The organism is Coxiella endosymbiont of Ornithodoros maritimus (assembly GCF_907164965.1).
In the GTDB taxonomy this organism is placed as follows: Bacteria; Pseudomonadota; Gammaproteobacteria; order Coxiellales; family Coxiellaceae; genus Coxiella.
Genome location: NZ_CAJRAM010000050.1, coordinates 1 through 25,281, shown reverse-complemented (window position 1 = coordinate 25,281; position 25,281 = coordinate 1). Strand labels below are relative to the sequence as shown.

The window sequence follows — 25,281 nt, the reverse complement described above, 5'->3', positions numbered from 1 at the left end:
CCCATGAACCCGATACCAATGGTTCGCGCCTCCACACGCTTCTATCAACCACACAAGCCACCTTAAGGCCTTGCCACAGTGGACACATATTGAGCGCCTAACCCCTCTCGTGTGGATCACCTTACCCCACTCATCAATCCCACACAGTTGAAAAACCCCTTTTGCAATAAATACCAACACCAAGTATTTTAATATCTTTCATGGCCCTGCTCCTTTTTTTAAAAATAGAAACTCTATGTTGGCGCATTATAACGCCCTCTTTAAGGAGGGGCACTTTTCATTAGGTTACTTGTTGAAAACCTACACTTTTTAATCGAACCCAGCGTCAACCCCAAAATTGAATGCTGAGAAGGCGCTAGCGCGTAATTTGTAAACAGGATTTAAGTTTTTGACTTTTCAAAAAAGAATATCCTAATAAGTCCAATGTTTGTCATTGTAAAGCACATAAGTATGACGGCTATAAAGCTTTTTATGGTTGAGAGTTGTCTAGCATGTATTAATTGATTTTGGGTGGAGTCGCTTAAGGAGCTGAGGATTTGTTGTAAATTGCCTTGATGACTAAAGACGGCATGATCAATTTGGCTCAGCGTAATTGAAGGCAGTTCGTTCGAGTACGTATTAATTAAATGGGCGCAATTGACGGATAAAACTTTTTTCGTCCCAAAAATTGAAATAAGAGTGGCAATAGCGACACAAAGAATACCCGAGAGTAATAATCGTATTAATAATACTGGCGCTTTTACCAAGTTTTTCTTTTGGTAAAGCTTGCATCCTAAGCGATGAATTATTTGAGAAAACATGCTCGAGCCCAAGCCCCGTTAATAACAACGGAAACCACAAAGCATGGTAGGTGGTAGAGAGACGGTGATGTTGTGCAATAAAAAAGTCCCGATACCGATTAATACTAAACCCAACGCCATTGGAAGACGGTAACCCGAATGTTTAGTGATTGTGGAAGCCACTAAGGAAAGCAGTAAAACACTAACGCTAATGGATAAAATGGCAATTCCTGCTCGTAGAGCGGAATAGTGCAATAAAAAAGGATGTTGAATAAAAGTGTTGAAAAAATAAAGCATTCCCATCATGGTAAATAAACTCGCTGCAATGACTATGTTGCTAGCAATAAATAGACGCTTGCGAAAATCACTAAAATAAACGACTGGACTTCGGAGGTGGTGTTCCATAAACCAAAAAAGTAATAAAAGAAAAACACCTGTGATTAATAGAATAAGGATTTTTAAAGAACTCCATCCCCACACATTCCCTTCGACCAAACCTAAAGTTAAGGTAATAAGACCAAAAGCTAGAAAAGCCAAACCCCATAAATCAAGACGAATATTCTCTCGCGCTCCACGCGATTTTCTCGCAAATAGGCGAGCCATGATAATAGCGATAAACATCAAAAGAATGTGGACTAAAAAATATAGCGCCAGCTTAAATAAAATAGGAAAAATGCCGCTGATTACCGGACCAAATGCAAAGCTGAGTGTGTCCTACAGCGCCTGTCCATAAAGCGATAGCAAAGCTTTCTTTCTCATTCAAAAAAGCGAATTTCGTTATGGCTAACGTCATGTGCACGACAACGGCGGTGCTTAAGCCTTGTAAAGCACGGCCAACGATTAGTGTAGTGGGGTGATGTCCAAGGGCGATCATTAACGAGGAAATAATGGAAAACCTGCATCGACAAAAAACATATTTCGACGCCTAAAAAGATTGCCCAATTGACCGCCAATGATGATAAACGAAGCGCAAGCGAGTATGTAAGCATTTACAATCCATTGCAATGCGACGGGGGTTAAGTGAAGTTCATTGCTCATGGCTAGGAGGGCGTTCATCACCGCCGTAATATTAACGGTGAGAGTGAAAACGGCTAAACACACAGCGGTGAGTACTAACCATTTTCGCAAGGGATTGGTTTTCAGGTAATAACTTTTCATGAATTTCCTTGCAAAAGGTAGGTTCCGCATGGTGGTTGAATTCTATCAGTCATAAATTTTTTCAACCCGACAATCCAATTGGCCTTCCGCAACCCGTGCTGTGATTTTGTCTCCTAATTTAAGGGTCTGCGCTTTTCGTACAATTTGATTTTGATGGGTCACAATTGCGTAGCCGCGTTTTAATGTGGTAAGTGGACTCATTGTTTGGAGCGTTTGCGCTTTACCTGCTAGATTTTGCTGGCGATGGTTAAAATCGTAATCCATGGCCATCATCAACTGGTGTTGCAGCGTTTTGATTTGGCGGCGCTGTGATTCGAGCTGTTGATCGGGACGTTGCAGCCGCGTGATTAAATGGCGCAATTGCAATTGATAATGGTGCAAGTGGGTGTTTATAAAATGCTGTAGACGCCGCTGGAAAGAATGAACATGCTGCAACCATTCTTTGCGGTTAGGGCTAACTATTTCAGCGGCGGCCGAAGGGGTTGCCGCTCGGTGGTCAGCCACGAAATCAGCGATCGTAAAATCAATTTCATGGCCCACACCAGTAACCACTGGAATTTCGCAGGAAAAAATAGCTCGTGCGATCCTTTCTTCATTAAAAGGCCACAGATCTTCTAAGGAGCCGCCGCCGCGAACTACTAAAAGCACATCGCACTCTTTTCGGCTGTCAGCTTTTTTGATGGCGTGAGTAACTTGTTCAGCCGCTTTATCGCCTTGCACTAGCGAGGGATAAACAATAACCGAAATGGTCGGGAAACGACGGTTTAGCACTTTTAACACGTCACGAATGGCGGCTCCCGACGAAGAGGTGATAACTCCGATGCTCGTTGGAAAGAGAGGAATTAGCTTTTTATTTTCAGGCGCAAACAATCCCTCTTTTTTCAAGCGCTGTTTCAATTTTTCGAAAGCAATTTGCAAGGCCCCGCTGCCTGCTGCTTGCATTTGCGTCACAATCAACTGGAAGTCACCGCGCGTTTCATACAAGCTGATTTCAGCCTGCAGCAAAACATGGTGGCCATTCTCGGGGTTGAAATTCAATTGGCGATGGTAATTGCGGAAAAAGGCGCAACGCACCTGCGCGCGTTCGTCTTTCAAAGAGAAATACAAATGACCCGAAGCCGGGCGCGATAAATTCGATATTTCTCCTGTAATCCATATTCTTTGAAAGCGTTCCTCCAAAAGTAAACGCGCTTCGTTATTGAGTTGGGAAACAGTATAAATAATTTCTGTGTTAAGACTAATTTCTTCTTCAAGTAGTGACATATTTTTCATTGCCGTTTGGATTCCTTGGCAATTATAAAGATTTCCTGTACTCTAAACCATAATTCTGATTCTTTGGAATTCATATTAAAGGAACAACAGTAAAGGAGTTGCTATGCGATCTGTAGCCAGAATATTGGTTTTTTCCTTTACTTTAATCACTTCACCTATTTTCGCCAGCGGAGGACAGTCGTTTTATCCTTTCGCTTTTATTAATCCAGCCGACCTTTCTCCAGTTAAGCATTGGATAGATATTTAAAGTGAGTGTGGGTTATTATGTTGCTTTGGTCAGAAACAAATTTCAGGGGTCCTGCTTGTGTTCCGATTGGTTCCAATCTCATCACTGGAGCAATCGTGACTCAAACTTGCTCGGGGGTTGCTTGCAGTAGCGATATTTCCCATTTACCGGGGGCGCAGATCGCTTATCAGATTAACGATCGATTTGTGGTGGGGTTACATTATTCCGAGCCATATGATTCAACGATTTCTTTTGCGGGTATCTTCGCTCGCTTTGCGAATAATCGCTCCTCGAGGCGGGTCAATGATATTTCCCCTGAATTTACCTTTTCTTTTAAGCCAAATTCAGTATCGAAGTGGATTTGAATATTATGTATCTCTTTTCAGAAGCGAATATTACTACCTTCCCCTTATTAGTCCCTTCGGTTGCTCCTAGCTTTAACTTAAATGAAGGGCTTTCAAAGAATCATGCAAGTGGATGGGGATTAGGGGCATATTGGTATGTTGATTAACCCTTGGTTAGAAAATTAGCCGGATTTGAGCTATTATTCGCGATCCCGTTACATGTTCCATGGTGTCACCCAATTTAATGGCACTTTTCTTGACGGAACACCGATTTTTATTAAGAACGGCATCGTTTCCCCTGAAGCGAGACCGGATACTTTTATATTTTCAGATATATTTTCAGACTTCCAAGCACTTAGCGAAAAATTCGGCCTATTTTTGCATTTGACCTGCACGCTATGGAGTATTTTATAATCCATCACCGTCGCTAATATAGCCGTATCTTCTTATTATACCTCTAACACGTTCACCATTGACTTTAAGTATCAAAACGTATGGCGCGTCGGTTTCGGTGGAAGATATCCACCTTCCGGCAATTGGATATTCTTTTTAGGAACTACGTTTGATCAAACTTCGGTTCCTTCCCATCAATGTCGGGGCTTGTTCTTTCCAGAAACTAATACAATCCACCTGTGGGCCTCGCTTACTCGAAAATTCATCAAACACTCCACCACGAGTTTAATGTACTCTCACAGTTTATATCAAAAAAGAGCTGTGGGTAATAGTTTTGCTGGCGTTACTTCATTAGGTGTTAATCACCCGCTGGTTGATTTCATAGGTCTTGATTTAACTTACGAAAGTTAATTCTCCAACCTCCGGCTAAAGCCGGAGGTTTTTTTGTCTATCTTTCCTTCACGATGGCAATTTCTAGCTGAGCATGGTCTACTAGGGCGTGTATGTGAGCAATGGGCCTGGAAACCAATAGGTCCTAGTTGTTTTGAGCAGAAAAGTACAATATAAAGTAACGTTGTTGTCGAAATAGAAGGAGGAGAAAAAATGGTTAAGCATGTCAAAGTAGCGGTGACGGGTGCGGCGGGGCAAATCGGTTACGCCTTATTATTTCGTCTTGCTTCTGGACAAGCGTTTGGGTTAGGCACCACTGTCGATTTACATTTATTGGAAATTGAACCCGCTCTGCTAGCGCTTAAAGGATTAGTGATGGAGTTGGAAGATTGTGCGTTTCATCTTTTGCGTAACATGATTGTAACTTCAAATCCTCGCGTGGCTTTTAATGACGTCAATTGGGCGCTTTTAGTCGGTGCTGCGCCGCGTAAAGCGGGGATGGAACGCAAAGATCTGTTAGAGCAAAATGGAAGCCTCTTTGCTGGCCAAGGCAAATCTATTAATGAAAATGCCGCGAGTGATGTTCGCATTTTTGTTGTTGGGAATCCCTGTAATACGAATTGTCTAATCGCAATGAATAACGCGCCGGATATTCCTAAGGACCGTTTTTATGCAATGACGCGCCTTGATCAAAATCGCGCTATTGGCCAGTTGGCGCTTAAAGCTGGTGTAGACGTTCCCTCCGTTAAAAACATGATAATTTGGGGCAATCACTCTTCGACGCAATATCCCGATTTTTACCACGCCACCATTGACGGAAGGCCTGTGAGCGAAGTGATTCGAGATAAAAATTGGTTATTGAACGATTTCATTCCCGTCATTCAACAACGTGGTGCCGCGGTCATTAAAGCCAGAGGTGCTTCATCTGCCGCTTCTGCGGCAAATGCTGCGTTGGATAGCGTATGGAGTTTAATTAATACCACACCTGCGGACGATAATTATTCGGTTGCCTTATGCGCTCAAGGCCAATATGACGTGGATGAAGGGTTAATTTTTTCATTCCCATGCCGAACAGAAAATGGTGTCGTTAGCGTTATTGAGGACGTTGAACACAACGAATTTGCCCAACAGAAATTGCAAGAGACGTTGGATGAACTTCGGAAAGAGCGCGACGCTGTTAAGGCTTTGGGATTAATTTAAGAAAGAAAACTCCGGCCCCCGCGGCTGAGATTTTTAACTGTTTTCATGAAATGTATTCTAGGCGTTGAAACCTCCTGTGATGAAACCGCTGTCGCGTTGTATGACGCAGAGCGGGGATTATTAGCGCATCGTGTTTATAGTCAAATAGTTATTCACGCTGAATACGGCGGTGTGGTTCCCGAGCTTGCTTCGCGCGATCACATTAGAAAAATTTTGCCTTTAATTAAAGCCACTTTGGATGACGCTGCCTTGTCAAAAGAAAAGATTGACGGAATTGCTTACACAAAAGGCCCTGGTTTAATCGGGGCATTGATGGTAGGGGCGTCGGTGGCAAAAAGCTTAGCGTATGCGTTGCGGGTGCCGGTCGTGGGGGTGCACCATATGGAAGCGCATTTAATGGCGGTGCAATTAGAAGAAAGCCGACCTGCTTATCCGTTTGTTGCATTATTGGTTTCGGGGGGCCACACGATGTTGGTCCACGTCGAGCAGGCAGGCCGATATAAAATATTGGGAGAAAGCGTTGATGATGCTGCGGGAGAAGCGTTTGATAAAACGGCTAAATTATTATGGCTGCCTTATCCCGGTGGCCCCGCGTTGGCTCGTTTAGCAGAGCAAGGCGAACCTAAACGTTTTATTTTTCCACGACCAATGGTGAATCAACCACATCTTAATTTTAGTTTTAGCGGCTTAAAGACACACGCGGTTAATTGTTTTAAACAATACGGTGGTGAGGAACAAACACGAGCAGATATTGCTTGCGCGTTTGAGAACGCGGTCGTCGATACTTTAATTATTAAATGTTTACGAGCCTTGGAAAAAACAGGAATTAATACTTTGGTTTTAGTCGGTGGCGTCGCGGCAAACAAGAAATTGCGTGAACGATTGGGACAAGCCACCGCAAAGCGATCCGCACAAACTTACTATCCCCGTCAAGAATTTTGTACGGATAATGGCGCGATGGTCGCTTATACAGGCTGGCTGCGACTAAACGCTGGCGAAAAAGAAGATAAAACAATTCGCGTTAAATCAAGATGGTCGATGGCCGAATTAAATATAATAGACTAGGGTCACAATTTGATTTTGTCTTCTGTACCTTTTCGTAAGCGTTGAAAGTTTTCCCAATGTTTCCAAATAATGAGTATGGCTATTATTAATACAGGGAAAATATAATCGGTCCGGCCGGTGATTATTATACAGATAGGCGTTGCAACGGCAGAAACGAGGGCTGCAACCGACGAATAAGGGAAAATGCAAACGACGATCACCCACGTTGCAATAACAAATAAACCTGTCCAAAAAGATAATCCCAATAAAACGCCCATCATAGTAGCAACGCCTTTCCCTCCACGGAATTTGAAATAAACCGGAAAAAAGTGCCCAAGGACCGCGACTAAACCAACGAACGCTAAGCTGACGCCCTGAACATTAAGAAAGCGAGCAATCAAAATAGCAATTAATCCCTTTGCAGCATCCCCCAAGAGAACATAAAATGCAGCTTGCCTTCCTCCTACCCGCAACACATTAGTGGCCCCCGCGTTACCGGAGCCTATGGTACGAGGGTCGGCAAGCTTCATTAGCTTTGCCACGATAACCGCAAAAGAGAGCGATCCTAGGAGATAAGCGATGATGATGCTAATAATGAAGACCATAGTACTCTAATTGCTTAAATGAAAGCTAAAATAACAATAATAGCGACTTGTGGGTAAAATGTCCAGGCTGTTTATTTGACGGGTGAGTGGTACCTTGACTGCAAAAGTGATGTATACATTAATATCTCAGGGGGAATCTATGATTCGTACTTAAATTTACCTCGCTAAACAAGAGCACAAGTATTTAAGCTTGCTTTCACAAAAAATCGGTAAGTCAAAAAGTGCATTAATTCGAGAAGCGATTGATCAATTTGTTAAGGCTCATCTAAAAGCACCTGACGATCATCAGGCGGCTATGGAAGCGACCAAAGGCTTGTGGGTAGACTGAAAGGATTTGTCCAATCTCACTAAAATCCGAAAAGAGCTGGACAATCGGTTAAAAGACACAGAGTAACGATGACGATGGTGTTGCTATTGGACACGGACATTATTATTGATTTCCTGCTAGGGCAGGAGACCGCAGTAAAATTTAATGAAAAAACTGTGGTTAAGGTCGTTTGTCACATTTCCACGTTGACAATTGAGGAACTTTACGTTGGTGTGAGGGATGGCGAAGAATATGGCGCATTAGAGCGATTTTTACAGAAATATTTATCGGCTTATTGAAGTCAGCCCGCAAGTTGCTCAATCAGGTGGTTTATATCGCCGAGATTATGGAAAAAGCCACGGCACCGGATTAGCCAATGCAATTATTGCGGCAGCCACTTAATCTATTTCCGTTAAACTACTCACCGTAAATAAAAAGCACTATCCCAAGCTAAAAAACATTCATGTTCTTTACTTAAAATCCTAAATACATGACGTATGGGGACAAGTACGAACCCTATCATTACTCATTGGAATAGGTTTAATGTGCTTTATTTTGACAAATTTAACAAATGGGCGCGGTAATAACGAAGTTCTTCGATGGAATCACGAATATCCTGCAAAGCCAGGTGTTGGGATTCTTTAATGTGCGCGGCGGTAATTTGTGGGGCCCAGCGTTGGGCAAGGATTCTTAAGGTGGTGACGTCGAGATGGCGATAATGAAAAAATTGGTTGAGCCGGGGCATGTAGCGAGAGAGAAACCGCCGGTCTTGGCAAACCGAATTTCCACACAGGGGGGATTTGCCGGCGGAAACGTATTTTTTGAGAAAGGCCAAAGTCAGGGTTTCTGCTTCGACTTCATCCACGAAGCTATTCTTCACCCGTTCAAGCAGGCCCGAAACAGTGTGATGGGAGGTGTTCCAGTTGTCCATTGCCGTTAAAAGTTTGTCAGGTTGATGAATGGCGAAGTCGGGACCTTCGGCTAGGATATCCAGATGGCTATTCGTGACAATTGTTGCAATTTCAATAATCCTATCCCGCTCAGGATCGAGTCCCGTCATTTCGAGGTCTAACCAAATGAGATTGTCGTCGCTGAAATCCATTCAGTCATTATAACAACAATGGTTATTTCTACAATGCCGTGGGAACTCTATCCCAGGACAATCGTGCCAATCAGGGTCGCGCGCTTTGTTTAAGTTTTGGTCTGATTGACATGAACTCTATTGTAATTATGCACAGTGGTTGAGGTGGAGTGAAGGTTGTTATTTTAACAACCATTCCCATAAAGGTTATGCACTAATTTGAAAGTGAGAGTTGCCGCGCTCGATTTCAAATCTATCAGTTTCGTTATACGTTAATATTATTTTTTTGTTTAAGTTATGGGTTTTCATAACATCAATTAATCTTGCAATTTCCCGTTTTTTAGCCTCGAAGTCTTCAAGTGAATAGGTGACCTGAATGGCAAAGCAGACATCGAGATTTTCTTTAATTAAAAAATCACATTCTTTATGGCTTCGATAGAAATAAATTTCCTTTTTGCGTTACTTTAAAGCTTGATAGACAATAGTTTCTAATAAACGACCTTTATCCTCAGAAAAACGAAAAGAAACAGCATTACTCACCCCGATATCAATAATATAAATTTTTTATCGTTGCTGTACTGCTTTTTAAGCGAATAATCAAATTTGTAAAGTTCCTCAAATAAAAAAATCTCTTTTAAATAAAAGATATAATCGGCTATCGTATTGGGATGCAAGTTGATTGCTTTTGCTATATTTTGATAACTGACTATTTTTGCTGAATGGGTTGCCAAATGAATGGCGAGATCCTTTAATTTTGATACATTAAAGTTGTATCGAGAGGCAATACCTTGTATAAAGAAAGTCTTCAAAATAATTAATAATTCTCGTCGATAAACTGGGCGTAGAGTAACGGCCGGGAAGGAGCCGATTGAAAGGAATTCATCGAAATATCTTTTTACTTCCACTTCGCGTTCACGTGAAAGCGGGCGTTGAATAGATAGAGAGTCCGTTAAATTGTAAATATTCGATAAACGACAGTGGCATAATAAGCAACTTAATATAACATATACTGTCCCGTGAGCATTTCCGAATATTCTTTAGTAATCAGAGAGGTATTGGAGCCGGTGATCCAGATTTGATCGAATATTTTTCGGTCGTAGAATTTTCGAATGAAAGGTGCCCAATCGATGCAGTGCTGTATTTTGTCGATTAGTAAATAGTTAACCGGGGCGCGTTGGAGGTAACCGTAATAAATTTCGGAAAAGGAGTATTGTTTGAGTACCTTATATTCAAAATTAGTGTAAGGCACTTTCTTGCCTTCTTGAAGGGCGTGATCAACGACCTGGTAAAGTAAAGTGCTTTTCCTGATCGCCGAAGGCCTTTTAAGATTTTGATTTTTGGAATGGCAAGAAGGTGGAAATCGGATAATCACGTTCTATCCCCATTAGCTCCTTTGGGAAGGGGCCTTCAAGCCAGGGGTTACAACCGATTCGATTAAGGCGGGCAATGATGGCGTCGTGGATGGGTGTCTCCTATACTATAAACATAGTGTAGTAAAAAATATAAATTGACATACTGGGCTAGGTCACTTTTCTTGTATGTTTTCGTTAAGAATGCCGTTGGGAACATGCCCCGTAGCGGCGTGCTGCGCGGCGGATTGACAATGGCGGTGTTGATCGTCGAAGAAAATATCGGCTTCGAAGGCTTGTAAAAAGTGGCCTTTTTCTAAGCCACCGAGAAACAGGGCTTCGTCGATTCTAATATTCCACGCACGTAATGTCTTGATGACGCGTTCATGGGTAGGCGCTTGGCGGGCAGTGACAAGGGCGGTGCGAATTGGGCATTGGTCGGAAGGGAAGCAGCTTTGGAGTTGTTGTAGTGCTGCAAGGAATCCTTTGAAAGGGCCACCCGAAAGGGGATGATTGGCTGCTTTTTGTTCGCTAGCGGTAAATCCAGCGAGTCCGGCTTGTTGATAAAGTTGTTCGGCTTCGTCTGAAAATAAAACGGCATCCCCATCAAAAGCAATGCGAAGTTCTTCTTTTGGACTAATGTGAGCTGTTGCAGAAGAAAAAATAGTGGCCGCCGCGTGACCAGCTTCTAAAGCTTTTCTCACGTCTCGCACATGGGTAGATAAAAATAAGTGAGCGCCGAAAGCTTGAATTTAAAAGGACTCTTACCGCCCGTGAAAGCAGTGCGAGTGATGCTGAGTTGGTAATGCTGAATGCTGTTAAAGACACGGAGTCCGGTGTCAGCGCTGTTGCGCGATAACAGAATAACTTCAACAAGATCTTCTTTTTGATTAAGTTTTAAAAATTTTTTGACTAATGTGAAAGCGACGCCGGGTTTTAAAATTTCATTTTCGTGCTGAATTTGATAATCGGCATAGCTGTCAACGCCTTCTTGCTCGTAAACTGCATTGCTCTCATCCAGGTCAAATAAAGCGCGTGATGAGATTACAACAACCAATTTGTGGGAGATATCTTTTGTCATTGTTGATATTCTGACATATTTTTATTTAAAAATCGCCACGTATCACCCGCAGAATCGGCCTCCTACTGCTATACTACTTGGGGACGCGGGTGGGGGCGTTTCAGAAAGGTATTTATGGTTTCGGCACCCATTCGCATTTGCACCAGCCTTGGCAGAGTGGAAAATAAAGGCCTAGTTTTATAGGTCGTGAATCAAGGGCATGAAATGCGTTTGCGTATTGTTGAAGTTGGGCTTCGTGAAGCGAGCGTTGTCGTTGTAAAAATAAATCGAGGGGTTCGTCGTTTGGTGTAGCGGATTTATAATCGATAATCCATCGTGTTCCCGCCTCATCGATAAAGGTGCAGTCAATAATAAAATGTTTGATTTTTTTATCCTCTACTAGAGTAATAGGATATTCATTTTTTTGATTGTGTTGATGGGATAAAATCCACCGCCCTTTAGCATCGCAGAGCGTTTGGGACACAGCGGTTATAATGCCATTTAGGTAATGGGTCAATTGCTTGGGGGAAGTGCCAAGTTGTATCAATCGGCGTTGCCAAAAAGATTTATTATTTTCAATTCGTTCTTTATTCCAGCTTTCCAGACCTTCATTCGCTATTCTTTCTAATGTTTCATGAATGACGATTCCGAGTCGCTTACTAGGAGCTGGGGTAAAAGGGGTAATAGGTTTTGACTCGGTGGCGGAGGGTAGAGTTTTTAAAATAAATGGAGGCGCCCAATCGCTAGCTAAACGGCGTAATAATTTTAAGCCTCCCTTTTGAGAAGGCAAAATATCGTCAAAAGTAATAATGGATTGTTCAAAGGCTTCTTGACAGACAGGCCATAAGATTTCTGCGAAGCTCCCTTTTGAGGGTGATTGGATAGGCGATTCTAGATCTTCTCTATTGAGTGAGGTTAGCAGATGTAAACTTTCTTTAGCGCGAGTAGTTGCGACGTATAACAAACGGGTAATTTCATTCATTGTTTTTTCTTTCTCGATTCGCTTAAGGTAATTATAAACAGAGTCAGCTTTTTCGGAAGCGGCTTTAAGTGGCGCTAAAATAAGCTCGTTATTACCCGCTTTTGCGCGGCGTTCGAGCCACAATAATAAGTCGTGATCATCCGACTGGGGTCTTTTTTCCAAGCCGGGTAAAATAACGTGATTGAATTCCAATCCTTTCGCTTTATGAATAGTCATAATTTGAATGGGATTTTTAGCATCGGTATCAATTTGAGCATATAGTTGGTTAAGTTTTTGAGTTAGGCGCTCCAAGGTAAATTCATTTTTTAATGTTTCTAATAATTGAAAGTAAGCTTGAGTATTCATTAATTCGGTTGAATTCGATAAACAAGCGGGACCGCCTAAGGCCGTCCAAATGCCTTCAATCCATTGAGCGAGTACCAGCCGATCACGGTTATCAAAAGCGGCGGATAAAATTGGAAAAATGCGATTAATACGATTTTTCCCATCGGAAGTGAGTAAGGCTATGTCGCTGACATTTTGAAGGGCGATCCAGATGGGTTTATCGTTGGCGTAGCGTGACACGGTGTGCAGATCTTGCAGTGTCAGGCCGCACCACGGAGCGCGCAACAATGCGAGCCAGGCGATGCGATCTCCAAGGTGGTGGAGTGCGCGAGTGAGCGAGAGTAGGTCTTGTATTTCGATGCGATGCGCCAATTTTTCGATTTCTACGGCGTTGAAAGGAATATCTGCACTTCTAAGTGCCGGCGTAATTTCTGTTAATTGGGAACGGGAGCGAACCAATATCGCAATAGTCTTTTCGGGGTTTTCACTCCGGCAGCCTTGGATAATTTTTACAATTTGTGTTGCTTCATTCAAAGCATTTGCGTTTAGGAGTGAATAAAAATTAATATTTTTTTGGCTGATACTGTTATTAGTTGCAAAAGAATGAGAATAAGAAATGGAGCCTAGTTGACTGTTTTCTTCTTTGGGAAAAGTGGGTTCAAATGTTTGGTTAAACCAATTGACTAAATTTTTTTGAGAGCGAAAATTATTCCACAAGGTGAGAGGTGTTAATTGAATTTCACCAAGGCCTTCATTTTTCACCTGCAAAAATAATCTCACTTCAGCTTGACGAAAGCGATAAATAGATTGCATTGGATCACCGACTAAGAAAAGTGTCCGGCCGTCCTTCACTTGCCAACCGGTGATGAGTTTTTCAATAAGGTGAAATTGAATAATGGACGTATCTTGAAATTCATCTATTAAAAGATGTTGAATTTGCTCATCGAGCTGCAAAGCGTAATCTGAAGGCTGCTCGCTGTCGCTTAAAACACGGATAGCGCCTAATGTAACTTCCATAAAATCGACCGCATTGCGTTCTTGAAAAATAACATTGAGTTGTGCCGTTAAAATAGGTAATATGCTCACGAGAGCATGGATAATGTTCCATTGTTTTTTTGTGTAAGTAATCGGGGGGCAGTTTTTTACTTCGTTCAGTGCCAGTCGGAGCTTTTCGTTTTTACTTAATTGAGATAATAGGTCTTTCATTCGCTGTTTATATTTTTTATCTTCGACAGGAAAACCATCGTTTTTATCTAATTGTTTTCGCCAAAGACCCTTTTTAGTTAAAAATAACGCCGCTATGCCTTGCCACAAGTCAGCCTCATCAATGCTAACTCCTGGTAATGTTGTTAGCGTGTGACAAGCGCTAATGGCTTGGGTGGGCTTTACTTTATATAAATTATGACCCGCGAATTGAGCGAGAGAAACAAGCTCGTCTGCGATAGTAGGGTCAACTAGCATGCGCACTGTCTGTAATGCGTCCAGTGTTATTGTGGTTAACGCTTTTTCCAGTTCTTTTTTCATAGCATTGGGATTTCGATAATGATTAATAATATGAGGCAACCACTGTTCACGGCGAATTAGCATTTTAATTAATAATGTTTCTAGCAATTCCGCTTTATTATCGAGGTGCAACAATAATTCTTCGATGGCGTTCGCATGTTCCTCAGACTCGAAAAGTCTAACAACGGCTTCGTGATAAAACTCAACAATTTCTTCGGGTTCTAATGTGGAAGGCGGGGCACCGAGTCCGCAAAGAATAGGCATCTGAGAACAGATTTGGTTGGCTAACGCATCTATAGTTAATAAACGTAAACGATTGGGATTCATATCTAATTGCCAGTCATAATGTTGATTACGTTCGATAACTTTTCTGGCTAACGTCCAGGTAAGCTTTTTGTGAAAGTCAGATGGAGCCGGTTGGGTTTGTGCTTCGTTAAGCGCAGCAATAATCCGTGCGCGCATTTCAGCGGCTGCTTTACGTGTGAAAGTAATTGCGATAATTTCTTCCGGCATTTTGGCTGCGGCTAATAATTTCAGGAAGCGTTGAATTAATAACTCAGTTTTACCCGATCCAGCCGGTGCTTGAACAATAAAAGATTGCTGCGGATCTAACGCTTGTTGCCGAATGATTTCGTCGTTCATTCGATTTCCCCGATACGGCAGAGCGAATGTAAATGACAAACTTTACAAACGGTTTTTGAGTCGACAGGATCAACATCAGCTTTTCCCGATGAAAAATCCACGGCTAAATGATATAATTGCATTTTCCATCGACGAATTAATTCATCCCACGTGAGCGGTGAAGGTTTCACTTGAGAAAATGAATTAAATTTTTCATTGGCGCTGATTAATCCTTTGAACGTCATTTTTTGACTTCGCACTTCGGCATAAGCAATGCCAATAGCCTCTCGCGCGGCGTACGCGCAATACAAGGGCAATTGAATATTTTTCAATCGATCGCCAAACCAATCGTCCACGCTATTTTGACTGCCGGTTTTATAGTCGATAATAAAACGATTATTGTCTATCCGATCAATTCTCACCTCGAGTCGAAGCGGACCAATTTTAATATGGCGTTTGGTTTCCTGTTGACTAACTTCAAAGGGTGGGCGTTTTTTCTCAAGAAGTAACCATTTTTTAACGAGTTGCTTGAGTCGTTTTTTTTCGGTGTTCAAAAATAACGGTTGAATTAATTTTTCTTGGCTAACAAGATGGGTAATAGTTTCGTCAATAATATTTTCTAATCCGCCGTCAGAAGAGGAATTTAGGGTTTGCCAATCTTTAATTTTTTTCCACACAAGATCGAGGGTTTGATGAACGAAATTTCCACGCTCTACCGCGTTTAGCCCCGTATGAGGTTTATTTAATGGTTTTGCTTGAAGACGAACTTTGGCAAAGGCCTGAAAAGGACAGGTCGATTGACTTTGTAATAGGCTGCTGCCGCCACTCATCGGTTCATTTTCTTGAAGAGCCGGCGCTTGCGCATCCTCTATCGTTTCCAGCATTTTTATTTTAAACAAATGAGCTTTTAACGGTTGCCACCCAGGCAACTGTAGGTTCTCGTTATTTATTTTTGGGAAATGGCGGATGAGGGGGCTGGCAGATAGCTGAATGTCGCCTTCTTGCAATGGCGCGCTTAAAATAATAGCAGGCGCGCTCTTTAAAAGACGGTTTTGCAGTTGCAATGTGTAGTCCATTTCCCGTTTAGCAGAAGCGTGCGGCATTTGGCAGCGCCTTTGTAAACTTAGCGGTAAAAAAGGGTTGGGGGAGGCCGCAGGCGGCCATTTTTTATCATTCAATCCGGCGATCCACAGCTTATCAAAGTAATGGCCTGTTGTTTCTAATAAACCCAATATTTGAATAGAGGAATTTTGGGAAGACATGGGCTGAAATAGTGTATGGTGAGCAAGCTGTCGGAGCAGCTGTAACGCATTTTTTCGTGTTTGCTGTTGTGTAAAGGTATCTAGCGCAGCGTATTCGTGCAGAAGGTTCTCCCAACGTTTCCATTGTTGGTATTCTTTTGAATCCAAAGACTGTTGTCCCGGCCAGCCGATAGCGGTTAGTTCTTCACTAAACTGTTGAGCCCAAGCGCTAGGGAAAAGGCTAGTCGATGATCTTTTACTGAGCCATGTTTGGCAACGCGTGGTTAACGTCGTTGATTGAAAATTGGGTTGGAGTTGATTGAGGTGGTATAAGATGAGTGCGGGATTCGCTTGCCAATGCTCTGATTCTCGCAGTTTCACATCAAGTTGAGCGGCTAGACAGACATCGGCGGTACTGCTGTTGGTGTAAGAAGAGCGAAAGACAGTCCCTAATTGCATGATATCGATTTTAAAAGGATCTAATTCTAAGCACTTAAGGGCTGTTTGAGTCAGCGGTATTTGAGTCAACGACTCAGCGACAGAAATGTTAAAATGCTTGCTGCTTCCAAATATTTCTGTGAAAAGGCGCAATACCTGAGTACGACGTTGAACAAGATCTGGTATAACGCATCCGATTTTTTGATTGGGTTCTTTTTCCCATTGGGCATACGCCCACCGTGCCATCGTTTGAATTTCCATTTCGTTGTTTTGGAAGTTGATGCGCCCGTATGAAGTACGCTGAGATACGAGAGGTAATGATGATTCGGTTCTTGTATTCCACTGCGCTTCATACGGGTTACTTTGTGTGATTGCTATTGTGATTTTTTTTTCGAGTGCTGCGAATAATTGCTGGACGTTAGGTGCTAATTCATCAAAACCAATCAAAATTATTTGTTTGGGCAGCTTTAAATGGGGGATTACCAATTGCAGTTGTTCGGGCAGTTCGGCGGAACTAATCCACTGGTTTTGTTCCAATCCCTTTTGGAATTGCAGTGCCCAATCAATAAAACACTGAACCTCGCTATTGGCTTCAAGTTTAAGCTCATCAGTTGATAATTCCCAGGCTTTCATCAAGCGCCAGGCTTCCTTTGCTAAGAGAGCGGTTTTATCCAAAAGCGGAACAATTTTTCTCCAAAGGAATTGCTCTTGAAAATCGGTGAGAAGAATGCCTTCCGCTTGGGGACAGCGTTGCCAACAATCAAAAAGCCAAGTGGTTAAAGGCAAAATACTGGGCGTGGACCAAACTTTCTTCCCCGTATTGAGCTGATATTGTGCATATTCCTTTGAAAGATAATGGGCAAGACGACGATTGGCGGTTAGTACAATGGTATCTTCATTCAATCTAAGAAATAGCTCACGATACATTAGTATTAACATCTCTTGAAGTTTTTGCATCTATACCAGTTGCTCACAGGTCTAACTGATTATAAAAATGATGTCAAAACTTTTTTATGAAAATGAAACAAACCCGGGCAAAAACATTTAATCCATTCAATTTACTAAATTAATTTTCATTGCTTATTTTGTTTTCAATCTGTGTCGGGGGTTATGATATCAATCAATTAACTCTCATTCTGACAAATTACTCACAAAGTTATCCACAGAAATTGTGAATAAGGGGGAAAGTCACCCAAAAATCTAATCCTTTCCCATGGTTAGGTGTTTTGAGGGCAATTTCTGCATTATGCAATTTAGCAATTTGAAGGACAATGCTTAGGCCCAGTCCACTTCCTGTGGCTTGATTGCCAATTATTCTGAAAAACCGTTCAAAAACCCGTTCGCGTAGTTCTTCGGGGATGCCCGGTCCGTTGTCAATTACGCGTAGAATTACCCGGTTATCTTCTTTTTCGATTCGGATCGTGACTTTGCTCTTTTCGGGTGAATAACGGATAGCGTTGTCAACCATGTTGCGGATAAGAATACTAATAGCCGTGTTATTGCCTTTTACTTTAGGAGGATCATTGGGGGTGATGAGCTCAAGATCAATATTCTTTGCAATAGCCTCAGGTGCCAATTGGGCGGCAATATCCGCTGCCTCTTTGCCCAGGTCCATCCAATTTTGCTCATGGAGGGTGGCTTCAGGAACCATCCGATTTAAAGTTAACAATTGTTGAACCACATGAGTGCCGCGATTAACGCCCGCTAAAACCTTCAGTAGCGCTTCTTTTTGTTCTTCCGGGGTTTTGGCTCGCAGGGCCACTTGGGTATGCGTGTTTAAGGCCGCTAAAGGGGTACGCAATTCATGCGCTGCGTCTGCAGTAAAGCGTTTTTCTCGTTCAAACGCTTCTTTTAATCGACCAAAGAGATTATTCAGCTCGCTGACAAGCGGCTCTATTTCCGAAGGCACTGCCTCTAAATCTACAGGTTCCAAGTAGGCGGGTGCGCGCTGGCGGACTTCCTTGGCTACTTTTTTAAGAGTGTCTAACCCGCGCCCGACAATAATCCAGATTAAAAAGTCCAGAAATAGATAAGTGATTAGCATGATAAAAATGGAGTCTTGGGTGAGTTGATTTTGCAACTGTTGGCGATAATTGGATCGCTCGGCCACTATAAAAGTGAGTTCCGTGGTAGGATCATAAAGAGTATTTACACGCCACGATTTGCCATGCAACCAAAGGGTGGACAACCCTTCGTTGCCGTTGGAGAAGGGAATGCTGGGTGTACCCGCGGAATGAAGAAGCAATTTTCCTTGATTATTCCATATTTGAAACTCCAAATGATTACTGGCTTCTTTATCCGCACGCAATTGTTCGATCTGTTCTTTGGTTAGTCGAAAATGGGAAGACATCAACATGGATCGTGCACTGGTTTTTAGCAGATTGCCTTGAATAAGGGAAAGGTCTTTATGTTGAATCCCGTAGTCGCTAAAAAAGGCCCGCGTGCGTTCGGCTGAGCGGATCAACTGAGCATCCAACTGCGTTTGAATGTCTTTATGGGCTAAAAAAAGGTTGCCGATAATAGCTAATAAGGTAATAAGCGTCACGCTTAGTAGTAAATTAATGAGAAGAAACGTACGTATCGACGGCGTCATTCAGACTTTTTTTCTACCATGTAACCCACACCTCGAATGGTGCGTATTAGTTTTGCCCCAAATCGTTTGCGTAAGTTGTGAATATGGACTTCTAGAGCATTGCTATCAATATTCTCCCCCCAGCCATAGAGGGTTTGATTGAGTTGTTCTCGTGAAATGACATGCCCCGCGTTTTCCAGTAATTTTTGAAGTAACGCAAATTCTCGGCGGGAAACCATCACTTCTTTTTTCTTAAGCGTTACGACGTGAGAAGCAGGGTCTAGAGTAATATCACCATGACAAATGATCGGTTTTGCTCGTTCTTTGGAGCGGCGTTGCATAGCGCGCATACGGGCACAAAGTTCTTCAAGGTCAAAGGGTTTAGTCATATAGTCGTCTGATCCCGCATCGAGCCCTTTGATGTGGTCGTCGACGGTATCGCGAGCCGTTAGGATAACAACAGGAGTAGGGTCGTTTTTTTCGCGAATAGTTTTTAAAATATCTAATCCGGAACGTTTAGGAAGACCAAGGTCGAGGATAATAATATCAAAAGTTTCGTGGGCGGAAGAAATAGCATCCTGAGCAGCTTGGCCGTCTCTTACCCAATCAATCGTATGGCCATATTGCTTCAAGCCTGCTCGGATGCCATCACCGAGGAATTCATCATCTTCAACAAGTAACACCTGCATCGCTCTCACCTTATTTCTGTGAGCATCCCTCACGGTCTTGGGCATCACTTTAAATCTATATATAGTGACTCGGTTCAAATTGAAAGTCGGCCATGAGTTTCTTCCTATTGCATGATAGAATGATGCCGGTTAATAACTCACTTTGAACTAAGATTACAATAGTTTAATTTTGCTTTAAAAGCAAGCATTTTTGTTAAGCTAACTTTATACTTGCTTAAATACAGGGGTATCCATTGTGTCACATGATCGTTTGACTTCGGTCGATAGAATCCTTGAAAAAGTCGTTACTTATGCGGAAAAGCAATTGCCTAAAGAGAAAATTACTTTAATTATCAAATTTATCCGACTTTACTACGCTCACATCGCATTGGAAGATATAAAAGAACGTTCTATCTCCAGTTTATACGGTGCGGTGATCTCGCACTGGGAGTTGATGCTATACCGTAAGCCGAATGAAGTTAAAATTAGCGTATTTAATCCCCAATTAGATCTGGACGGTTGGCAGTCTACACATACTATTATTCAAGTGGTTACCCAAGATATGCCATTTTTGGTGGATTCCATCCGTATGGAAGTTAATCGATTAGGCCTAACCACCCATTTGATGATCCATATTGGGGGGATAAAAGTTTGTCGGAATAAGAAAAACGAAGTGGATGACGTTCTGCCTTACCACGTACAACATCATAAGGAAAGCACGCTAGAGGCGCCTATCTCCATGGAAATTGATCGGCAAACCGGCCCCAAAGTATTATCTGATATTCAACGTAATATTCGCCGAGTTTTAAGGGATGTTCGCGTAGCCGTTGGAGATTGGGGGTTGATGCGAGAGCGTGTGCAAGAAGCCCTCTTAGAATTAGACCCTGCTAAGATGGTTCAAGATCCAGAGCAAATTAAAGAAACTAAAGCATTTTTAAATTGGCTGATGGATAATCATTTTACTTTTTTAGGGTTTCGTGATTATGAATTGGTTGGCGAAGGTGAAGAACAGGCTTTACGTTTAATTCCTGAATCGGGTTTAGGTGTGTTGCGTGATCATACGCACAGTAAAATGTTAAGACAATATGTGGATTTGCCGAAAGTCGCTCGAAAAATGGCGTTATCGACGGAACAAATATTGATTTTATCGAAAACGAATACGTTATCAACCGTTCATCGACCCGCCTATACAGATTATATTGGCGTCAAACGATTTAACGAAAAAGGAGAATTAATTGGTGAATGGCGTTTTATTGGTCTTTATACTTCGGATGTATATCGTTCCGACCCTCGCGTCATTCCCATTATTCGCCACAAAGTCGAATCGGTCTTGAAGCGCTCCCAATTACCCGCCAAAAGCCACAGTGGAAAAGATTTATTGCGTATTCTAGCTACTTTGCCACGTGATGATTTACTCCATGCAACGGTGGATGAATTATTTCAGTGGGCGATGGGTATTTTGCATTTGCAAGAACGACGCCGCATTCGTTTATTTGTGCGCAAAGATGCTTATGGCCGTTTCATGTCGTGTTTGGTGTATGTGCCCCGTGATTATTTTACAACGGATTTAGTAATGCGTATGCAGGATATTTTAATGAAAGCATTCCATGGATTGGACGTGAGTTTTACGACTTATTTTTCTGAATCAATGCTCGCTCGCATTCATTTTGTTATCCGCATCAATCCGCGCTGTGCTTTGGAATACGATGTAAAAAAGTTAGAAGAAAAATTAGCTAAAGTAGGCGTATCCTGGGAAGACGAATTTTATAAACACACGTTGGATTATTTTGGCGAAGAACGGGGCAATGATATTTTTAATCGGTATCGACATGCCTTTTCTTCTGCCTATCGCGAAGAATTTGAAGGGCAGCAAGCCGTGTACGACGTTGCGCATATTGAGAAATTATCGGAGCGAACCCAATTAGGTATGAGTATTTATCGTCCTCGTGGCGCTGCGCGGGATGTGATTCGTTTTAAATTATTTCATCCCGATTTTACCGTCCCTTTATCCGATGCTTTACCGATGTTAGAAAACATGGGATTACGTGTAGTAGGTGAGCAGCCTTACGAATTAACTTTTCAAGATGGACGCAAAGTTTGGATTAATGATTTTTTGATGACTTACGTGAGCGAGCCTCAGTTTGAAATTGAAACGGTTAAAACAATTTTTCAAGAAGCTTATGAAAAAATCTGGTTTGGTGTGGCTGAAGACGATGGTTTGAATCGTTTGGTGTTAGAAGCCCAATTAACGTCGCGGGAAATAGCTGTTTTTCGTGCTTACATGAAATATTTCCGTCAAGTAGGGCTCACCTTTAGTGAAGGATATATTACGGACGCTTTGGTGGATAACCCAAAAGTAGCGCGGCTGCTCATCGAATTATTTAAATGTTATTTTAATCCTGAACGAGCGGCGACGTCAAAAGAAAAAGCGAAAGATATCAAACAAATCATTCAAAAAGAATTAGATGATGTAGCCGGACTCGATGAAGACCGGATTTTACGCCGTTATTTAGCCTTGATCCACGTCACCTTACGCACTAATTATTTTCAGTGTGATAAAAAAAGGAATCCTAAGCCTTATCTTTCCTTTAAATTAGATTCCTCAAAAATTCCTGACATGCCTTTGCCCTTGCCGAAGTATGAAATATTTGTGTATTCGCCGCGTTTCGAAGGAGTACACTTGCGCGGTGCGGCTGTGGCGCGGGGTGGTATCCGCTGGTCAGACCGGCGCGAAGATTATCGAACTGAAGTGTTAGGATTAATGAAAGCGCAACAAGTCAAAAATGCTGTTATTGTGCCGGCTGGAGCGAAGGGGGGATTTTTTCCAAAACGTCTTCCGTCAGAAGGCAGTCGTGAGGAAATTCTACAAGAAGGACTTTTCTGTTATCGTAATTTTATTCGCGGTTTATTGGATTTAACCGACAATTTAGAAAATGGGGAAATTGTTTCACCTAAAAATACTGTTTGTTATGATGGACCGGACCCTTATTTAGTTGTTGCTGCAGACAAAGGCACGGCTACTTTTTCTGACGTAGCAAACAGTATCGCCATCGAAAAAAACTATTGGATGGGCGATGCGTTTGCTTCAGGTGGTTCCACGGGTTACGATCATAAAAAAATGGGAATTACGGCTCGCGGCGCATGGGTTGCAGCAAAACGGCATTTTCAAGATTTAGGAACTAATTTAGATGAAGCCGAAATTACCGTCGTAGGTATTGGCGATATGAGCGGCGATGTGTTTGGTAATGGGATGTTAATTTCACGTTATATTAAATTAGTGGCTGCTTTTGATCATCGTCATATTTTTTTGGACCCCAATCCGGTCCTCACTTTAAGTTACGAAGAACGCCTGCGGTTATTTAATCTTCCACGATCAAGCTGGAACGATTACAATCGCAGTTTATTATCGGCAGGAGGGGGTATTTATTCGCGGACCGCAAAGTCCATTCAATTATTACCCGAAGTTAAAGCGTTATTGCACAGTGAAAAAGATGTCATGGTGCCGAACGAGTTAATCCGAGCTATTTTAAAAGCGCCCGTCGATTTAATCTGGAATGGAGGCATTGGCACCTACATTAAGTCTAGCGAAGAAAAAAATATTGATGTAGGTGATCGTAGTAACGATAATTTAAGAGTGAATGCCAAAGATGTGCGAGCGCAGGTAATCTGTGAAGGGGGAAACTTAGGCGTGACGCAACTGGGTCGTATTGAGTATGAATTAAACGGCGGAAAAATCAATACGGATTTCATTGATAATTCAGCGGGCGTGGATTGCTCTGACCATGAAGTAAATATAAAGATTTTGCTTAATCAGATTGTTGCTAATGGCAGTATGACAGAGAAGGGTCGCAATCGATTATTAGCTAGCATGACAGATGAAGTGGCTCAGTTAGTATTGCACGATAATTATTTCCAAAATAAAGCGTTGAGTTTGGCATCGCATCTTGCCCTCCGCGATATGGGTTTAAATATGCGTTTTCTTGACGCTCTTGAACAAGAGGGGAAAATTAATCGGGCACTTGAATTTTTGCCCGATGATAAAGCGTTGTTGGAACGTCGTGCGCTCGGTCTTGGTTTAACTCGACCTGAGTTAAGCGTTTTATTTGCCTATAGTAAGATTATTTTAAAAGCGAAAATTAAAACATCCGTTGTGGTTGAAGACCCTTATTTATCACGGTATGTGGCTTACGCATTTCCCACACCTTTGCGAACTCGTTTTAGAGAACAAATGAAGGAACATTATTTAGCTAAGGAAATTATCGCCACTCAGTTAAGCAATCGCTTGGTTTCAATAATGGGTATTACGTTCATTTACCAAATGCAAGACGAAATGAGTGTCTCAGTGCCTTCAATTATGCGTGCTTTTGTGGCAGCGATGAAAATATTTCAAATGGAAAAGCTGCTGGCCGATATCGATACACTGGATTATAAGGTGGATGCGGAAGTTCAATACCAAATGAATGTTGAAGCCATTCGTTTAATCCGGCGTGCTTCTCGGTGGCTTTTACGCCACCGTCGTGGCGAACTTGATATCGCTTCGACGGTAACTCATTTTGGTGACTATGTAGCTGCGATTTATTTTCGATTACCGAAATTATTGTTAGGGGCGGATAAAGAGGCAGTGGACAACCGTCAAAATAATTTGATCGAACGCAATGTGCCACCGGAACTTGCCCTGCGCATTGCAGGTACAGCGCCACTTTTTCATGCTTTAAATATTGTGGAAGCGGCAACGACGTATCATGAAGAAGTATTTCGCGTAGCAAAAATTTACTTTATGCTTGCCGATCGATTGGATTTATTTTGGTTCCGCGAAAGAATTAACGCCTATCCTGTTGACGATCAGTGGGCAGTTTTAGCAAGAGCTGCTTATAAAGGCGATTTAGATTGGATTCAACGCGAGCTTACAGTTCGGGTGTTACTAGATACGAAGGCACGGAGTATCCCTGGCAAAGTTAAAGAATGGTTGGCCGAACACGATCCTATGATTCAACGATGGCAAATGATTTTAGCGGCGATGCGCAGTGCAGAGAAAAAAGACTTTGCTATACTATTTGTGGCAATTCGCGAGCTATTCGATTTAGCTTCGAATGTGGCTGCTGTCAATGTGGAGTGATTGTAATTTAGGAGGGTGTTTTATGGCGGATTATACTTCACGCTTCGTGACCGTTAAGGGTGCGAAGATGCACTATATCGAGACCGGCCAAGGTGACCCGGTTCTTTTTATTCACGGTATGCCGACTTCGTTTTATTTATAGCGTAACATTATTCCCAGATTAGCGGATAAAGCGAATTATGTGGCACTCGATCTCATCGGCATGGGAGAGTTGGACAAGCAGGATATTGATTATACGGTTAATGACCACATTAATTAACTTGAATGTTTTATCGAAGCTCTAGGACTTCGAAATATTACACTGGTGATGCACGGGTAGGGATCTGTGATCGGATTTGATTATGCCAGGCGACACCCCAAAAACATTAAAGCGTTAGTCTTTTTTAAACCGCATCGCATATTTGCCCGACAACGGATTAGGATATGTTGCCTTTGCCGGTGCCAGTTAGCGACGTTATTGCATTGTCCCGGCGCCAGTTATCGGGCTATCGTTGAATAAAATTACCTTATTAATAAATTATTACCCGCGAGTATGATGCGTAAATTCTCCGATAAAGAAATGGCCAATTATTTTTGTTCTTATTCTCAATTATTTTTGTTCTTATTCT

At 42.2% G+C, this 25,281-nt stretch carries 9 protein-coding genes and 9 pseudogenes; 7 read left to right on the top strand and 11 right to left on the bottom strand.

Annotated features, from left to right (window positions below):
- The 3 genes and pseudogenes from OWO34_RS05575 to xseA form a co-directional block, all read right to left on the bottom strand.
- A pseudogene (locus OWO34_RS05575) lies at positions 1-202 on the bottom strand (IS110 family transposase); the annotation flags it as partial.
- Between the two features lie 178 nt (positions 203-380).
- Positions 381-1,937, bottom strand: a pseudogene (locus tag OWO34_RS05570) (MFS transporter).
- Between the two features lie 45 nt (positions 1,938-1,982).
- The gene (gene xseA / locus OWO34_RS05565; protein WP_267256829.1) at positions 1,983-3,200 is read right to left on the bottom strand and encodes an exodeoxyribonuclease VII large subunit; all 1,218 of its coding nucleotides are present in this window, start codon (positions 3,198-3,200) and stop codon (positions 1,983-1,985) included.
- A gap of 133 nt (positions 3,201-3,333) precedes the next feature.
- Here xseA and OWO34_RS05560 point away from each other — a divergent pair.
- The 3 genes and pseudogenes from OWO34_RS05560 to tsaD all read left to right on the top strand — a co-directional run bounded on the left by OWO34_RS05560 (position 3,334) and on the right by tsaD (position 6,827).
- Positions 3,334-4,583: pseudogene (locus OWO34_RS05560) on the top strand (OmpP1/FadL family transporter).
- Between the two features lie 192 nt (positions 4,584-4,775).
- A complete protein-coding gene (locus OWO34_RS05555) occupies positions 4,776-5,762 on the top strand; it encodes a malate dehydrogenase (RefSeq protein WP_267256828.1) in 987 nt (328 codons plus the stop codon).
- Between the two features lie 45 nt (positions 5,763-5,807).
- On the top strand, positions 5,808-6,827 hold the full coding sequence (gene tsaD / locus OWO34_RS05550) for a tRNA (adenosine(37)-N6)-threonylcarbamoyltransferase complex transferase subunit TsaD (protein ID WP_267256827.1): 1,020 nt from the start codon (positions 5,808-5,810) through the stop codon (positions 6,825-6,827).
- A gap of 2 nt (positions 6,828-6,829) precedes the next feature.
- On the opposite strand, the gene plsY is transcribed toward tsaD, so the two are convergent.
- Positions 6,830-7,411, bottom strand: coding sequence for a glycerol-3-phosphate 1-O-acyltransferase PlsY (plsY, locus tag OWO34_RS05545; RefSeq protein ID WP_267256826.1), 582 nt, complete (start codon positions 7,409-7,411; stop codon positions 6,830-6,832).
- Positions 7,412-7,565: 154 nt separating this feature from the next.
- Between plsY and OWO34_RS05540 the strand changes: the two are divergent.
- Positions 7,566-7,805, top strand: a pseudogene (locus tag OWO34_RS05540) (CopG family transcriptional regulator).
- A gap of 2 nt (positions 7,806-7,807) precedes the next feature.
- Positions 7,808-8,204 (top strand): annotated as a pseudogene (locus tag OWO34_RS05535) (PIN domain-containing protein).
- A gap of 64 nt (positions 8,205-8,268) precedes the next feature.
- Here OWO34_RS05535 and orn read toward each other — a convergent pair.
- From orn to OWO34_RS05500, 7 genes and pseudogenes are all read right to left on the bottom strand, one after another.
- A complete protein-coding gene (gene orn, locus OWO34_RS05530; protein ID WP_267256825.1) occupies positions 8,269-8,820 on the bottom strand; it encodes an oligoribonuclease in 552 nt (183 codons plus the stop codon).
- A gap of 186 nt (positions 8,821-9,006) precedes the next feature.
- Positions 9,007-10,262: pseudogene (locus OWO34_RS05525) on the bottom strand (ATP-binding protein).
- Between the two features lie 62 nt (positions 10,263-10,324).
- Positions 10,325-11,229 (bottom strand): annotated as a pseudogene (locus tag OWO34_RS05520) (5'-nucleotidase).
- Positions 11,230-11,271: 42 nt separating this feature from the next.
- Positions 11,272-14,659, bottom strand: a pseudogene (locus tag OWO34_RS05515) (UvrD-helicase domain-containing protein).
- Positions 14,656-17,244, bottom strand: coding sequence for a PD-(D/E)XK nuclease family protein (locus tag OWO34_RS05510; RefSeq protein ID WP_267256830.1), 2,589 nt, complete (start codon positions 17,242-17,244; stop codon positions 14,656-14,658). The pseudogene OWO34_RS05515 and the gene OWO34_RS05510 overlap by 4 nt, the downstream one beginning before the upstream one ends.
- Before the next feature lie 229 nt (positions 17,245-17,473).
- A complete protein-coding gene (locus tag OWO34_RS05505) occupies positions 17,474-18,910 on the bottom strand; it encodes an ATP-binding protein (protein WP_267256824.1) in 1,437 nt (478 codons plus the stop codon).
- Complete coding sequence (locus OWO34_RS05500) at positions 18,907-19,578, bottom strand: response regulator (protein WP_267256823.1); 672 nt, start codon at positions 19,576-19,578, stop codon at positions 18,907-18,909. The genes OWO34_RS05505 and OWO34_RS05500 overlap by 4 nt, the downstream gene beginning before the upstream one ends.
- Positions 19,579-19,813: 235 nt before the next feature.
- Between OWO34_RS05500 and OWO34_RS05495 the strand changes: the two genes are divergently transcribed.
- Positions 19,814-24,673, top strand: a complete 4,860-nt coding sequence (locus OWO34_RS05495; RefSeq protein ID WP_267256822.1) for an NAD-glutamate dehydrogenase — start codon at positions 19,814-19,816, stop codon at positions 24,671-24,673.
- Positions 24,663-25,281: pseudogene (locus OWO34_RS05490) on the top strand (alpha/beta fold hydrolase); the annotation flags it as partial. The gene OWO34_RS05495 and the pseudogene OWO34_RS05490, both read left to right, overlap by 11 nt.

Excerpts from the sequence above, each read along its gene's own strand:
- xseA (WP_267256829.1), bottom strand. The coding sequence starts at position 3,200 with ATGTCACTACTTGAAGAAGAAATTAGTCTTAACACAGAAATTATTTAT.
- OWO34_RS05555 (WP_267256828.1), top strand. The coding sequence starts at position 4,776 with ATGGTTAAGCATGTCAAAGTAGCGGTGACGGGTGCGGCGGGGCAAATC.
- tsaD (WP_267256827.1), top strand. The coding sequence starts at position 5,808 with ATGAAATGTATTCTAGGCGTTGAAACCTCCTGTGATGAAACCGCTGTC.
- plsY (WP_267256826.1), bottom strand. The coding sequence starts at position 7,411 with ATGGTCTTCATTATTAGCATCATCATCGCTTATCTCCTAGGATCGCTC.
- orn (WP_267256825.1), bottom strand. The coding sequence starts at position 8,820 with ATGGATTTCAGCGACGACAATCTCATTTGGTTAGACCTCGAAATGACG.
- OWO34_RS05510 (WP_267256830.1), bottom strand. The coding sequence starts at position 17,244 with ATGTATCGTGAGCTATTTCTTAGATTGAATGAAGATACCATTGTACTA.
- OWO34_RS05505 (WP_267256824.1), bottom strand. The coding sequence starts at position 18,910 with ATGACGCCGTCGATACGTACGTTTCTTCTCATTAATTTACTACTAAGC.
- OWO34_RS05500 (WP_267256823.1), bottom strand. The coding sequence starts at position 19,578 with ATGCAGGTGTTACTTGTTGAAGATGATGAATTCCTCGGTGATGGCATC.